Source organism: Streptomyces albus subsp. albus (genome assembly GCF_000719865.1).
GTDB lineage: Bacteria > Actinomycetota > Actinomycetes > Streptomycetales > Streptomycetaceae > Streptomyces > Streptomyces albus_E.
Map to the genome: position 1 here is coordinate 17,990 of NZ_JOID01000009.1, position 14,269 is coordinate 32,258.

Annotated in this window: 11 protein-coding genes; 7 read left to right on the forward strand and 4 right to left on the reverse strand. The window is 73.0% G+C overall.

Going from position 1 to position 14,269, the window contains the following annotated elements:
* Nucleotides 1–221: 221 nt before the first annotated feature.
* Complete coding sequence (locus IF83_RS0111370; RefSeq protein WP_004952403.1) at nt 222–485, reverse strand: WhiB family transcriptional regulator; 264 nt, start codon at nt 483–485, stop codon at nt 222–224.
* Nucleotides 486–1,271: 786 nt separating this feature from the next.
* Between IF83_RS0111370 and IF83_RS0111375 the strand changes: the two genes are divergently transcribed.
* From IF83_RS0111375 to IF83_RS0111385, 3 genes are all read left to right on the forward strand, one after another.
* Nucleotides 1,272–1,781 (forward strand): cysteine dioxygenase, encoded by a 510-nt coding sequence (locus IF83_RS0111375; RefSeq protein WP_051722673.1) that lies wholly within the window; start codon nt 1,272–1,274, stop codon nt 1,779–1,781.
* An 87-nt stretch (nt 1,782–1,868) separates the two neighbouring features.
* The gene (locus tag IF83_RS0111380; protein WP_030543987.1) at nt 1,869–2,882 is read left to right on the forward strand and encodes a 2-phospho-L-lactate transferase; all 1,014 of its coding nucleotides are present in this window, start codon (nt 1,869–1,871) and stop codon (nt 2,880–2,882) included.
* Entirely contained in the window at nt 2,879–4,234 is a 1,356-nt protein-coding gene (locus IF83_RS0111385) for a coenzyme F420-0:L-glutamate ligase (RefSeq protein WP_030543988.1), read from the forward strand. The genes IF83_RS0111380 and IF83_RS0111385 overlap by 4 nt, the downstream gene beginning before the upstream one ends.
* A gap of 213 nt (nt 4,235–4,447) precedes the next feature.
* On the opposite strand, the gene IF83_RS0111390 is transcribed toward IF83_RS0111385, so the two are convergent.
* The 3 genes from IF83_RS0111390 to IF83_RS0111400 form a co-directional block, all read right to left on the reverse strand.
* Nucleotides 4,448–5,293, reverse strand: coding sequence for a DNA-3-methyladenine glycosylase family protein (locus IF83_RS0111390; protein ID WP_051722686.1), 846 nt, complete (start codon nt 5,291–5,293; stop codon nt 4,448–4,450).
* 328 nt (nt 5,294–5,621) lie between these two features.
* Nucleotides 5,622–6,704, reverse strand: coding sequence for a mannose-1-phosphate guanylyltransferase (gene manB / locus IF83_RS0111395; RefSeq protein ID WP_030543990.1), 1,083 nt, complete (start codon nt 6,702–6,704; stop codon nt 5,622–5,624).
* Nucleotides 6,705–6,786: 82 nt separating this feature from the next.
* The gene (locus IF83_RS0111400; RefSeq protein ID WP_030543991.1) at nt 6,787–8,097 is read right to left on the reverse strand and encodes a peptidoglycan recognition protein family protein; all 1,311 of its coding nucleotides are present in this window, start codon (nt 8,095–8,097) and stop codon (nt 6,787–6,789) included.
* A 129-nt stretch (nt 8,098–8,226) separates the two neighbouring features.
* Here IF83_RS0111400 and IF83_RS0111405 point away from each other — a divergent pair, with 129 nt between their 5' ends.
* The 4 genes from IF83_RS0111405 (at nt 8,227) to IF83_RS0111420 (ending at nt 14,191) form a co-directional block, all read left to right on the forward strand.
* Nucleotides 8,227–8,982, forward strand: coding sequence for a TIGR03089 family protein (locus IF83_RS0111405; RefSeq protein ID WP_030543992.1), 756 nt, complete (start codon nt 8,227–8,229; stop codon nt 8,980–8,982).
* Between the two features lie 160 nt (nt 8,983–9,142).
* Nucleotides 9,143–10,462, forward strand: coding sequence for an LCP family protein (locus IF83_RS0111410; RefSeq protein ID WP_078843382.1), 1,320 nt, complete (start codon nt 9,143–9,145; stop codon nt 10,460–10,462).
* Between the two features lie 218 nt (nt 10,463–10,680).
* Nucleotides 10,681–12,459 carry an LCP family protein gene (locus IF83_RS0111415; protein ID WP_030543994.1) on the forward strand — a complete coding sequence of 593 codons (1,779 nt, stop codon included), beginning with the start codon at nt 10,681–10,683 and terminating at the stop codon, nt 12,457–12,459.
* Between the two features lie 49 nt (nt 12,460–12,508).
* Nucleotides 12,509–14,191 (forward strand): LCP family protein, encoded by a 1,683-nt coding sequence (locus IF83_RS0111420; RefSeq protein WP_030543995.1) that lies wholly within the window; start codon nt 12,509–12,511, stop codon nt 14,189–14,191.
* The last annotated feature ends 78 nt before the right edge of the window (nt 14,192–14,269 follow it).

Here is a 14,269-nt window from a genome sequence, read left to right on the forward strand (position 1 = left end):
ACACTAACGGCTCGGAGCGGGGCACCGGCCCGGCCGTCCGCACAGCAATCCGCCTCCCACGCGGCTGCGGGGGAGGCGGGCTGGGAAATGTGTGCGTATGTGCGGTCTGCGCGGGTGTGGCGCGCGTGGCCGCGCTCGGGTGCGGGTGCGGAGACGCGGTGGCGGAACGGGTATGTGCGGTGTGCGCGGGCGCCGGGTGAATCCGCGGAAGGGCCCGACGGTCAAACGGCGGCCTTCTTCAGCCGGCGGCGCTCGCGCTCGGAGAGCCCGCCCCAGATGCCGAAACGCTCGTCATTGGCGAGGGCGTATTCGAGGCACTCGGAACGCACCTCGCAGGCCAGGCAGACCTTCTTCGCCTCACGGGTGGAACCGCCCTTTTCCGGAAAGAAGGACTCGGGATCGGTCTGGGCGCACAGCGCGCGCTCCTGCCATCCGAGCTCCTCATCCGCCTCCTCGACCAGCAATTGCTGGAACAGCTCGGTCATGTGCGCCCCTGTCTGTCTTTGCGTCCCCGTGATGCTGCCGTTACCGATAACGGCCGAACGACACGAGTGAAATTACAAGTGTGCCGATCCAGGCCAGTCAAGCCGAGATCTGCTATTGGGCCCCTTATTCACTCTGGGGAACCAAGGCTTTGCGGAAAGTGTTCAAATCGTCCTAAAGCGTGACAGTCTGCAGCGTTCACCCGCGACCACCCCCTCGACACAAGAGACGCCGGCACCCGTAGCCCCGTTGCCCTTCCGGCTCCGGCGGAACGGAGCCGGTCACAGTCGGATCACAGAAGCACAACGGCGCACCCCGGCGACTGCTGCGCCGTGTGTCCCCGAATCGGGGTGCACAAACCTTTCACCGTGCCGGGTCCCCGGAAGAGGTGAACCACACCCGCCAAAGCGGGCATCGGGTTGACACCGGGTTGACAAGGAAGGAGCGCTCCCGGTCTTCTGGGTGCCATGTCACTGACGCTCGCGCCCTCCCGGACCCGCTCCCGCCTCTCGTGCGGTGTCGCGCTCCGCTGTGCCCCGGGCGCCCGTCGCGGCTGTTGTCGCTGTTCCGGCTGCTGAATCACCGCCGCCCATCACCGCCGCGGATCAACAGCACTGATCGCCACCGCCGTTCACCGCCGCTGAGCACCGCTCCCGCCCACCCCGGGGCCGGCTTCGCCGTCGCCCCCGGCCGTCGGGCGGCACCGCCGGCCGGCGCGGCTGATCGACACGGCTGATCGCCCTCGCCCCAGCCCGTCAGCTCTCCTTACGCCGAGGAACCGACCTCCCATGAACAGCGACGTCCAGATCGCCGGCGACCCGCTCGCCGTCCCCCACCTCCTGCCGCCCGTACCGGCACACCCCGCCACGGTCGCCGAGTTCGCCGGACTCGCCCGCGCCGTCGCCGACGACCACGCCTCCTGGGCACCGCTCGTCCGGTACGACCCCACGAGCCGCTGGTACCACCGGCTGCGGACCGGTCCCGGCTACGAGGTCTGGCTGCTGAGCTGGCTTCCCGGGCAGGGCAGCGGCGCGCACGGCCACGGCCCCTCATCGGCCGTGCTGACCGTTCTGGAGGGCGAGTTGACGGAACGCTCGGCCTCCGCACCGCGCGTGCTCCGGCCCGGGGCACAGCGGGTCCTCGCCCCCGGTTACGTCCACGAGGTCGTCAACGACGCCCTCGCCCCGGCCGTCAGCCTGCACGTCTACTTCCCGGGGCTCACGGAGATGCCGATGCACGAACCCGGCACGCTCCGTGCCGGGACCCGGGCCCGCCCCGACACCACGGTGGCCGGCTGACGGCGGGGCGCCCCGGCTTGCCGCCACTCCCACCCGTCACCCACCACCACCCTCAACCGACCAGCCTCCGGCTGACACACTGTTCTTATGCGCATTGTGGTTCTGGCCGGGGGTATCGGTGGCGCCCGCTTTCTCCGTGGTCTCAAAGCGGCAAGTCCCGACTCCGACATCACCGTCATCGGCAACACCGGTGACGACATCCATCTGTTCGGGCTGAAGGTCTGCCCGGACCTCGACACCGTGATGTACACGCTCGGCGGCGGCATTCACGAGGAGCAGGGCTGGGGCCGGGCCGACGAGACCTTCACCGTCAAGGAGGAGCTCGCGGCGTACGGCGTGGGGCCCGAGTGGTTCGGGCTCGGGGACCGGGACTTCGCGACCCACATCGTCCGCACCCAGATGATCGCCGCCGGCTACCCGCTCAGCGCCGTCACCGAGGCGCTGTGCGCCCGCTGGAAGCCCGGGGTGCGACTGCTGCCCATGACGGACGACCGGGTCGAGACGCATGTGCTGATCGACGACCCCGAGGCCGGAGCCCCCGCCGAAGGCGGCGAGGCGACCGGTGGCGGGGCCGCAGGCCGGGGCGGGCGCAGGGCCGTGCACTTCCAGGAGTACTGGGTGCGGCACCGCGCCGCCATGCCGGCGCACGCCGTCGTGCCCGTCGGTGCCGAGCAGGCCAAGCCGGCGCCCGGCGTTCTGGACGCCATCGCCGAGGCCGACCTCGTGCTCTTCCCGCCGTCCAACCCGGTCGTCAGCATCGGCACGATCCTCGCCGTCCCGGGCATCCGCGAGGCCATCGCCGACGCGGGCGTGCCGGTCGTCGGCCTCTCCCCCGTCATCGGCGGCGCGCCGGTGCGCGGCATGGCCGACAAGGTGCTCGCCGCGGTGGGCGTCGAGTCCACGGCGGCCGCCGTCGCGCAGCACTACGGCTCCGGCCTGCTCGACGGCTGGCTCGTCGACACCGCCGACGCGGACGCCGTCGAGGCCGTGGAGGCGGCCGGTATCCGCTGCCGCGCCGTACCGCTGCTGATGACCGACGCCGAGAGCACCGCGGCCATGGCGCGTGAGGCGCTCGCCCTGGCCGGGGAGGTGCAGGCGTGAGCGGTGGCGCGGCCGTTCCCCCCTGCCCCTCCTACCGGGTCTGGGCGCTGCCCGGGATCCCGGAGGTGCGCCCGGGGGACGATCTCGTCGGGCTGATCGCCGGCGCGGCCACCGCGCCCGGGATGCCCGAGCTCGCGCAGGGCGACGTCCTGCTGGTGACCTCCAAGATCGTCAGCAAGGCGGAGGGAAGGGTCACCGAGGCCGCGGACCGCGAGGCCGCCATCGACGCGGAGACCGTACGGGTGGTGGCCCGCCGGGGAGGGCTGCGGATCACCGAGACCCGGCACGGTCTGATCATGGCGGCGGCCGGCGTCGACGCCTCCAACACCCCCGCCGGCACGGTGCTGTTGCTGCCCGTGGACCCGGACGCCTCGGCGCGCGCGATCCGGGACGGGCTGCGGGAGGCCCTCGGCGTGGACGTCGGGGTGCTGGTCACCGACACCTTCGGCCGGCCCTGGCGGGCCGGTCTCACGGACGTCGCCATCGGGGCCGCCGGGGTGCGGGTCCTCGACGATCTGCGGGGCGGTGAGGACGCGCACGGCAACCGGCTCAGCGCGACCGTCACCGCGACCGCCGACGAACTGGCCGCCGCCGGCGACCTGGTGAAGGGCAAGGCGGGCGGGCTGCCCGTCGCCGTCGTGCGCGGCCTGCCGCATGTGGTGACGGACGGCGCGGACGGGCTGGGGGCGGCGGACCGGGGCGCGCGGGACCTGCTGCGCGATCCCGCCGACGACATGTTCCGGCTCGGCACCTCCGAGGCCGTGCGCGAAGCGGTGACGCTGCGGCGCACCGTCCGCGAGTTCACCGCCGAGCCGGTGGACGGCGCCGCGGTGCGCCGGGCGGCGGCGGCCGCCGTGACCGCGCCCGCGCCGCACCACACGACACCGTGGCGGTTCGTGCTGCTGGAGTCGGAGACGGCGCGCGCCGGACTGCTGGACGCCATGCGGGAGGCCTGGATCGCCGATCTGCGCGGGGACGGCTTCTCGGAGGAGAGCATCGCGAAGCGGGTCCGGCGGGGCGATGTGCTGCGCAAGGCGCCGTATCTGGTGGTGCCGTGCCTGGTCATGGACGGCTCGCACACCTATCCGGACGAGCGGCGGAACACGGCCGAGCGGGAGATGTTCGTCGTTGCGGCCGGGGCCGGGGTGCAGAACTTCCTGGTGGCGCTGGCCGGGGAACGGCTGGGCTCGGCCTGGGTGTCGTCCACGATGTTCTGCCGCGACGTCGTGCGGGACGTGCTCGGGCTGCCCGCGGACTGGGACCCGATGGGCGCGGTGGCGGTCGGCCACGCGGCGGCACCGCCCCGCGAACGGCCCGCGCGGGACGCCGGGGCCTTCGTCGAGGTGCGCTGAGGGGGCCGGCCCGATGCTCTCGTGCGGGGCCGCGGTGCCGTGGCGGGGGCCGGTGCCGCGACGGGTCGGCCGGTCGGCACGGCCCGTCGTGGGCTCGCACGGTGAGCCGTGTACCGGCGCGCCACCGGAGCGGCGGAAAACCACGCGAGGAGGCGGTGCGCGACGGCGGAGTGCCGTACCCCCGTGCCCCGGTGGGTCCTTGTCCGCCGCATCTCAGAGGCGGCGGATGTCGCCGACCGGGAAACGGGGCGCGCGTCGCGGTGGCACGCGCCCCGACAGCAGGATCAGCCGGCAGGCGCGGTGGCGCTGTCCGGCGTACGGGGCGAGGAGTTCCAGCATCCGGGCGTCGTCGGTGCCGCGGGCGCCGGTGAGCGCGTAGCCCACGATCCCCGGCAGGTGCAGATCGCCGACCGTGACCGCGTCCGCCGCGCCGTTGCTGCGCTGGAGGACCTCGGCGGCCGTCCAGGGGCCGATGCCGGGGATGAGCTGGAGCCGCGCGGAGGCCGCGGCGAGGTCCATGGCGGCGGCCTCCTCCATGCGGCGGGCGACGCGCGCGGCCCGCACGATCGCCGCGGAGCGCTTGCCGTCGACACCCGCCGCGTGCCACTCCCACGAGGGCAGCATCGCCCAGCCGCGGGCGTCGGGCATGACGCGCAAGTGCTCGGCGCCGGGCGCCGGTTCACCGTGCCGCCGCAGCAACAGCCGCCAGGCGCGGTACGCCTCGTCGGAGGTGACCTTCTGTTCGAGGACGGAAGGGATCAGGGATTCGAGGACGAGGCCGGTGCGGGCGAGCCGGAGGCCGGGGTGGCGGCGGTGCGCCTCGTACAGCAGGCGGTGGCGCGGGGTGAACCGCTCGGGTTCGTCCTCCGCGCCGCAGAGGGCGGGCACGCCGTCGAGCAGCCACTCGGCTCCGGGGCCCCAGGCCCGCGCCTCGACCTCGCCCGTGCCGAGCCGCACGAGCCGCAGGGTGCCCGGCCCGAGGGGGGTGCGGCTGGCGCGCCAGACGGACCCGTCGGGTTCGGTGCGGAACGCGGGGTCGCCCGGGCCGCGGCGCAGCACGCCGACGGTGCGGGCGAGGTCGAGCGGCCACGGCGGTGTCCAGCGCCGGCTGCGGGCGCCGGCGGTGCGGGCGGTGCGGGCGGTGCCGCGGCCCGGTCTGTCCGGCGCCGCGGCGGGGCTGGGGTTCACGAGGGGCGGTCCTCAGGGCGGGAGTGGGGCCCTACGAGGGTAAGCGCACCCCCTGACGGCTCCGGCCGCCGGATGCCCGGAGGGCGGCGGAGCGGCGCCGCCGTACTCCGGGCCCGGTGAGCCGCCCGGCCGTCCGCGCGCCCCGGTGCGGGTTCCCGAGCCTGCGTGGCGTGGCTTCCGGCCCGAGGCGCACTCCCGGTCACTGGTCGGAGGAGAAGCGGATTCCGGCCTCGGGGATGCGGGCGCCGCACCAGACGCGGATGCCGTCGCGGAGTTCGTTGTCGGCGCCCACGGTCGCGCCGTCGCCGACGACCGCGCCGTGCAGCACCGTGCGGGCGCCGATGACCGCACCGGCGCCGATCAGGGAGTCGGTGATCCGGGCTCCGTCGCCGATGACCGCGCCGTCCAGGACGGTGCTGCCGTCGATGCTCGCCCCGGCGCCCACCCGGGAGCCGGTGCCGATGACGGTGCCGCCGGTGAGCTTGGCGTCGGGGGCCACGTCGGCTCCCTCCAGCACGAGCCGGTCGCCGCAGTTGCCCGGTACGGCCGGTGAGGGGGCGCGGCCGAGCACGAGGTCGGCGGAGCCCCGGACGAAGGCCTGGGGGGTGCCCATGTCGAGCCAGTACGTCGAGTCGACCATGCCGTGCAGATGGGCACCGGCTTCCAGCAGGCCGGGGAAGGTCTCGCGTTCGACGGAGACGGGCCGGCCCTCGGGTATGGAGTCGATCACGGAACGGTCGAACACGTAGGCGCCCGCGTTGATCTGGTCGGTGACGATCTCCTCGGGCGTCTGGGGCTTCTCCAGGAACGCCGTCACCCGCCCGCTGTCGTCGGTGGGGACGAGGCCGAAGGCCCGCGGGTCCTCGACCCGGGTGAGGTGGAGGGTGACATCCGCGCCCGAGGCGGTGTGGGTGTCCACCAGGGCGCGGATGTCGAGGCCGGTGAGGATGTCGCCGTTGAAGATGAGCACCGGTTCACCCGGCCCGGAGCGGAGGCGCGAGGCGACGTTGCGTATCGCGCCTCCGGTGCCCAGCGGTTCGGTCTCGGTGACGTACTCCAGGTGGAGTCCGAGGTCCGAGCCGTCGCCGAAGTACGGCTCGAACACCTCGGCCAGATAGGACGTGGCGAGGACGACGTGCTCGACGCCTGCCGCGCGGGCCCTGGCGAGCTGGTGGCTGAGGAAGGGGACGCCGGCCGCCGGGATCATGGGCTTGGGCGTGTGCACCGTCAGCGGGCGCAGCCGGGTGCCCTTGCCGCCGACCAGGAGGATCGCTTCAGTCACCTTTGTCTTCTCTGCTTCCTGCCAGGGCCGGCGGTTGGGTCGGCCGTCAGTCTATGCAGACCGCCGGCGCCCGTAGGTGGCGTCAGCGGCCCTGGAGCCGTGCGGCGAGACCGCGGATGGAGCCGAGCTTGCCGTAGATACGGGCTCCGGGACAGTCGGTGTAGAAGCCGTCCCGGTGCCCGGAGATGACGCGGAACGTGACTCTGGTTCCCTTCGGGTACTTGGTGTTCCCGGCGGAGACGCGGGTGCTCGACGCGGCCGGGTTCCGGCCGAACAGGCCGAGTTTCCAGGCCGTGAGCTTGGCCACGGCCTCCATGGCCTGCCGCGAGGGCTCGGCCGTCTCGTACGTCCCGAGGACGGCGATGCCCATGCTGTTGTGGTTGAAGCCGAGGGTGTGGGCGCCCTGGACGGGCCGGGCCACTCCCCCGGCGCGGCCTTCGTAGATGGTTCCGCACTTGTCGACGGCGAAGTTGTAGCCGAAGTCGCGCCACTTCATGCTGTGGACGTGGTAGCGGTAGATACCGCGCAGGACGGAGGGGGCCTCCGCGCAGCTGTATCCGTTGCCGGTGCCGCTGTGGTGGACGAAGGCGGTCCGCACCGTGTCCGTGTAGAGGAACCGCCGCTCGCGCCAGCTCTCGTTCGCGCCCCAGCCCCGGCGGATGACGATGCCCGGCCGGGGGCCGATGTAGCGGCTCGCCGCGCGGGTCTCCGGGGAGCGCCGCGCGGCCTCCTCGGTGGCGGCCTTGCCGAGCGGGGCGATCCTCCTGGCGCCCAGGGGGGCGAGTTCCGCGTTGGCGGCGGCGCTCTGCCGTTCGGCGGCGGTCAGTCCGGCGGCCCGGCTGCGGAGCTCACTGCCGGGGTCGCCGCCGGGATCGATGAGCTCGATCCGGAGACCGGCCGGGAACGCGGCGGGGGCCCGGTCGGCGGTCCGCTCCGGCAGCACCCGCACCTGCACGCCGTCGGACGCGCCGACCCAGAGCGGCGCGGTGCCGCCGCGGGGTCGTTCGCCGGGGGCGGGGTCCGGTGCGTCGTCGTGGTGTGCGGAGAGGTCCCGCCAGCCGCTCCACTGCCCGGAGGCGGTGGAGCGGGTACGGACCTGGGCCCGGCCGTGCAGTTCCTCGCCGGCGTCGTCCCAGACGATGCCGAGCATGGAGTACGGGCGGACCGTGCGGGCCGGCAGGACGTGAGCGGCGGCGCCCGCCGACCGGTCCGCGCCGGCGGGCGCGGACAGCGGCAGCGACTGGGTTCCGCCGGCGGGCAGTTGGGCCCCGGCCGCCGCGGCCGCCGGCTGCCGGGGGCCTCCGGGGGCGGCGGCGCCGGCGGGCAGGGCCAGGGGGAGGGAGAGAGCGGCCGCGCAGGCCACACCGATCGTGGAAGCAAGGAGTGCACGCATACCGGCATGTTGGACATAGTGCAGTAAATCTGTCTATTCGTAAGATGACCCCCAGTCGGCGCAATACGGCCGTCAGGCCGGCTGCCCCGGTTCACTCGGGCGCAGTGACGGCCGCGTACGCTTGCCCGGGTGAACGCCACCGATCGCACCCCGGCCGACCTGCTGCGATCCGCGCTCGCCGCGGATCCCTCCCGCCCCCTCGTCACGTTCTACGACGACGCCACCGGTGAACGTGTGGAGTTGTCCGTCGCGACCCTCGCCAATTGGGTGGTCAAGACCGCGAACCTCCTCCAGGGCGACCTGGGGCTCCAGCCGGGCGACCGGGCCGCGCTGCTGCTGCCGGCGCACTGGCAGACGGTGGTCTGGCTGCTGGCCTGCTCCTCGACGGGGGTCCTCGCGGACATGGGCGGCGACCCGGCCGCGGCCGATCTCGTCGTGACGGGCCCGGACACCCTGGAGGAGGCCCGGGCCTGCCGGGGTGAACGGGTGGCGCTGAGCCTGCGTCCGCTCGGCGCGCGCTTTCCCGAACCCCCGTCCGGCTTCGCGGACTATGCCGTCGAGGTGCCGGGGCAGGGCGACCGCTTCGCCCCGTTCGCCCCGGTGGACCCGGATGAGCCGGCGCTGGCGTTCGCGGGCGCCGGCGAGCTGACGGCCGCACAGGTGGTCGAGCGGGCCCGGGCCGACGCCGCCACCCGGGAGTACACCCCGGTGTCCCGGGTGCTGTCCGGTCTGCCGTTCGACTCCTGGGACGGGCTCTCGGCCGGGCTGTACGCCCCGCTCGCCGCGGGCGGCTCCGTCGTCCTCTGCCGTCATCTCGGCCGTCTCACGCCGGACGCCCTGGAGCAGCGGCGGGAGAGCGAGCGGGTCACCGCGACGGCCGGCTGACGAGACCGGCGGCCTGCCCGGGCGTCCCGTACGGCACTCGGGCCCCCGGAGGTGGCCGAAAGCCGCCACGCCACTCGTACAACCATGCGGTCGGTATCCCCGTCTACCCCTGTGACCCGGCGGCCCCACACACGGTATGACCCCGCCGGAATCCGTGAGGATGGACTCCACAGTGACCGACACCGCCGCGACCCCAGCGGGCCCGGAGGACGGCCCCGCCGACAGCGGCCCAGCACAGCAGCAGGACAGCACCGAGGACGGTGAGGCGGGCGGCGGCATACCCGGGCGCCGCCGCCGCTGGCTCCGCTGGACCGCGCTGGGAGCGGCCGTGGCCGTGCTGGCCGCGGCTGGGACCGCCTGGTCCCTCTACCAGCGGCTCGACAGCAACATCCGCACCGACGCGGACACCTCCCGCGAACTGGAGGAGCACGCCGCCGACCGGCCCGCGTCCGTGGTGCGCGAGGCGGTGAACATCCTCCTCATCGGCTCCGACAACCGGGGCGACGGCAACGGCAAGTACGGCCGGGACAGCGGCACTCAGCGCTCCGACACCACGATCCTGCTGCATCTCGCCGCCGACCGGAAGAGCGGCACCGCCGTCAGCATCCCGCGCGACCTGATGGTGGACGTCCCGGAGTGCACCGCGCCGGACGGCACCACCGTCGCCCCCCGGTTCGCCCAGTTCAACTGGGCGTTCCAGTTCGCCGGGGCGGCCTGCACCATCCGCACGGTGGAGCAGATGACCGGGATCCGCATGGACCACCACGCGATCGTCGACTTCAGCGGCTTCACGGAGATGGTGGACGCGATCGGCGGCGTGGAGATCTGCCTGGAGGAGCCCGTCGACGACTCCGAGGCCCATGTGCGGCTGCCCGCCGGACGGCAGACGCTGAACGGCGAGGAGGCGCTGGGCTATGTCCGCGCCCGCTACAGCCTCGGCGACGGGACGGACACCGAGCGGATGTCCCGGCAGCAGCAGTTCCTCGCCACGATGCTCCAGCAGATCCGGGACGACGGAACGCTCCGTGACCCGGCCGAGCTGTACTCCCTGCTGGACGCCGCGACCTCCTCGCTGACCACGGATCCCGGGCTCGCCTCGCTGAAGAGCCTCTATGACCTCGCGGACAGCCTGAGGGACATGCCGGAGGGTGGCATGCGCTTCCTCACGGTGCCCCGGCAGCCCTACCGGTTGAACGCCAACCGCGATGAACTCGTACAGCCCGATGCGTCACTGCTCTTCGAGGAACTGAAGAACGACCGGCCCGTGACGGCCGGCGGTGAAGGGGACGGGGAGCCCGGAGCCGCGGAGAGCCCCGGGGCCCCGGAACCCTCCGGGTCCCCCGCGGGCGGCCCCGGGGGCGGCTCGGACGCCACTCCGCTCGCCGGCCTCTCGACCCCGGACGCCCCGGCCCGGGCCTCCGGCACCACCGCCCCGTCCTCCACCACCACACCGTCCGAAAAGGCCCCCCTCTGCGGATGAGGAATCCATGAGACGCCGAACAACGTGATGCGAAATGCGAGCTTTTGCCCGGTTGTCAGGACGTTGAATTCGTCACCGGCGTCGCCCACCGGCGAACCGGGCGGCTAGTGTGAGCGACCCGGCGCGTACGACCTGCGCGTATGGACACCGGCACAAGGACTGACCGAGCGCCCGAGGGGGAGGGCGCCGCGTGGCACCGACGGAGGATTCAGGGAACCGTGGACGCGCAAGGCCGTGGGCGGGCGGACGACATCGACCCCGCAGACCAGTGGGTGCTCGACCCGAATACCGGCAACTACGTACTGCGACTGCAGGCCCCCGCAGAGCGACCTGTGCCCCCCGCCCCCCGCAGAGGTACCCCCGCGGCGCCCGCGCCCCGCTCCGAGCCGGGTCGCGCCGCCTCCCGTGCCGGATCACCCCGTGCCGGATCACCCCGTGCCGGATCCCGCCGCGCCGCCCCGGCCCGTGAGGAGGCCGAGCCCGGTATGCCGCCGCAGCGCGGCCGACGGGCCGCGCCCAAGGCGGGCGGCGGCAGCAGCCGGCGCAAGCGCAGGCAGCAGGCGGGCGGGAAGAAGAAGGCGCTGTACTGGACCGGCGGCGTGATGGCGTTCGTCCTGGTCGCGGGCGGCGCGACGGCCTACGCCCTGCTCGAACACTTCAACGGCAACATCAGCACCGTCGACGTCGGCGGCGCGGGCAGCGACACCATCGCCGACGGCCCGATGAACATCCTCGTCCTGGGCACGGACATCCGGACCGGCAAGGGCAACGAGGGCTACGGCGACAAGGGCAGCGTCGGCCACGCCGACACCACGATCCTCTTCCACGTCTCCGAGGACCGCTCCAACGCCACCGCGCTCAGCTTCCCGCGGGACATGCTGACGGACGTCCCGGACTGCCCCACCAAGCAGCCGGACGGCTCGACCAAGGTCATCCGGGGAGAGCAGAACGTCCGCTTCAACACCAGCCTCGGCCAAGGCGGGCGCGACCCGGGCTGCACGATGCGCACCATCGAGGAGATAACCGGACTGGAGGTCGACCACTTCATGATGGCCGACTTCAACGCGGTGAAGACGCTGTCCTCGGCGGTCGGCGGGGTCGAGGTCTGTCTGGCCAAGCCCATCGACGACCCGAAGTCGCACCTCAAGCTGAGCGCCGGCAAGCACGTCGTCGAGGGGGACGACGCACTGGCCTTCGTCCGCACCCGCTACGGACTGAAGTTCGGCAGCGACCTGGACCGCATCCAGCTCCAGCAGCAGTTCCTGAGTTCGATGATCCGCAAGATGAAGTCCGGTGACACCCTGACCGATCCCACCAAGCTGTGGGATCTGGCCACCGCCGCCACCAAGGCGCTCACCGTCGACACCGGCATCGGCTCCGTCAACAAACTGATGGCGCTGGCCAACAACCTGAAGAAGATCAACGTCAAGAACATCTCCTTCGTGACCGTTCCCGTCCTCGATGCCGAGGACAAGGCGTCGGTCGTCCTCAACGAGGGGCCGGCCGACCAGCTCTTCGCGATGGTGCGGGAGGACGTCTCCCTCACCGAGGTCAAGAAGAAGGAGAAGGCCAAGAAGGACGCGGCCGACAAGGCCAAGACCCAGGGCCCCAAGGCGGACCCCTCGGAAGTGCGGGTCGAGGTCCTCAACGGCGGCGCTCCGATCGGGGCCGCCCAGACGACCGTCGACTGGCTGCAGAACAGCGAGGGCGTCACCCGCTCCGCCAACGGCGGCAACGCCGAGGGTGGCGAGACGCTGAAGAAGACCACCCTGGAATACGCGCCGAACCAGGCCGACCAGGCCCGCGCGCTGGCGGAGATGATGGGCCTGGCCCCCTCCGCCCTCAAACCCGGCACGGAGGACGCCGCGGAGACGGACACCATGACGCTCACCCTCGGCGAGGACTTCACCGAGCCCGGGCAGCCGCTGAGCGCCCCCACCAAGGCTCCGGAGAACATCCAGCGGGTCGAGGCGGACAAACAGGTGTGCGCCCAGTGAACCGCCGGTCCGCCGGGCCCTACGACCACTGATTCAACGGGGAGGCCCGATGCGGCAGACGAGTGCCCGCAGGGGCGGTACACAGAACGGACCCGAGGCGGCCGATCTCGGCTGGGACGACGGTCTGTACGACGAGGGGGGCGGCGGGGACACCGTGCCGCTCGCCCGCGTCTCCGGCGAGGGCCGGACGGCGCGGCGCTCCGGCCCGTCCGGCCCGTCCGGCGGCGGCCGCGGCCGGCAGGCCCCGCCCCGCCGGGGCGGCGGCCGCCGGGTGCTGCGCTGGTCCGCCATCACCCTGTCGCTGCTGATACTCGGCACGGCCGGCGCCGGTTACCTCTACTACGAGCACCTCAACGGCAATCTGGAGAAGGACGAGCTCAACCTCGGCGACAAGCGGCTCGACAGGGTCGCCCCCAACGCCGACGGCAACATCCCGCTCAACATCCTGCTGCTCGGCTCGGACAGCCGTAACTCCGAGGAGAACGTCCGGCTGGGCGGCGCCCGCGGCGACGCGGGCCGCAAGCCGCTCGCCGATGTGCAGATGCTGCTGCACGTCTCGGCGGACCGCAGCAACATGTCGGTGATCAGCGTCCCGCGCGACACCCGCGTCACCATTCCCAAGTGCACCGACCCGGATGACGGCACCGTCTACCAGGAGACGAGTGCCACCATCAACTCCAGCCTCCAGAACGGCGGTCCGGGCTGCACGGTCGCCACCTGGGAGGAGCTCACCGGCGTTCCGATCGACCACTTCATGATGATCGACTTCGCGGGTGTGGTGGACATGGCCGACGCGGTCGGCGGAGTGCCCGTCTGCGTCAAGGCCAACGTCAAGGACCCCAAGTCCGGGCTGCGGCTGGAGAAAGGCGAGACGGTCATCAAGGGCGAGCAGGCGCTGCAGTGGCTGCGTTCGCGGCACGGGTTCCAGAACGGCAGCGACATCGGCCGCGCCAAGGCCCAGCACCAGTACATGAGTTCCATGGTCCGGCAGCTCAAGGCCGGCACCAAGCTGACCAACCCCAACAAGCTGCGCAAGCTCGCCGAGGCCGCGACCAAGGCGCTCACCGTCGACAAGGGCCTGGGCAGCGTCGGCAAGCTGTACGACTTGGGCGCCGACCTCCAGCGGGTGCCGACGGAGCGGATCACCATGGCGACCATGCCGTGGGTGGAGGACCCGCAGAACCCGCTGGCGCACCTCGTGCCGAAGCCCGGCGACGCCGAGCGGCTGTTCTCCCTGGTCCGCAAGGACGTGGCGCTGGACGGCAAGGACAAGAAGAAGGCCGCCGAGAAGAGCCCCGAGCCGAGCGATCCGGCCGCGCCCAAGGCGGAGATCCCGGTGACCGTGCAGAACGGCACCGGCACCGCCGCCCAGGCCCCGGTCCAGGGCCGCGCCGCCGACATCGCCGGAGTGCTGGTCCGGGACGGCTACGCGCGGGCCGCGGCGGACGCGACGCCCAAGTCGCAGGCGGACACCACGGTGTCGTACCCCTCGAAGGACCTGCGCGGGGACGCCGAGCTGGTGGCGAAGTCGCTCGGCCTGCCGGCCGGCGCGGTGCGCATCGCCCAGGACGTCCAGCAGATCACCGTGGTCGTCGGCGCGGACTGGCGCACGGCGGGGGCGTATCCGGAGCCGTCGAAGAACCCGGAGGACGACAAGGCGCCGGAGAGCGCGGACGCGCTGAACGGCAACGACAAGGCCTGCATGGACGTCAACCCGAGGCACAGCTTCTAGCCCGGCGGCGGGGCAGCGCAGTACGGAACGCGGAGCGGGCCGGACCCGATGGGGTCCGGCCCGCTCCGTGTGCACGGC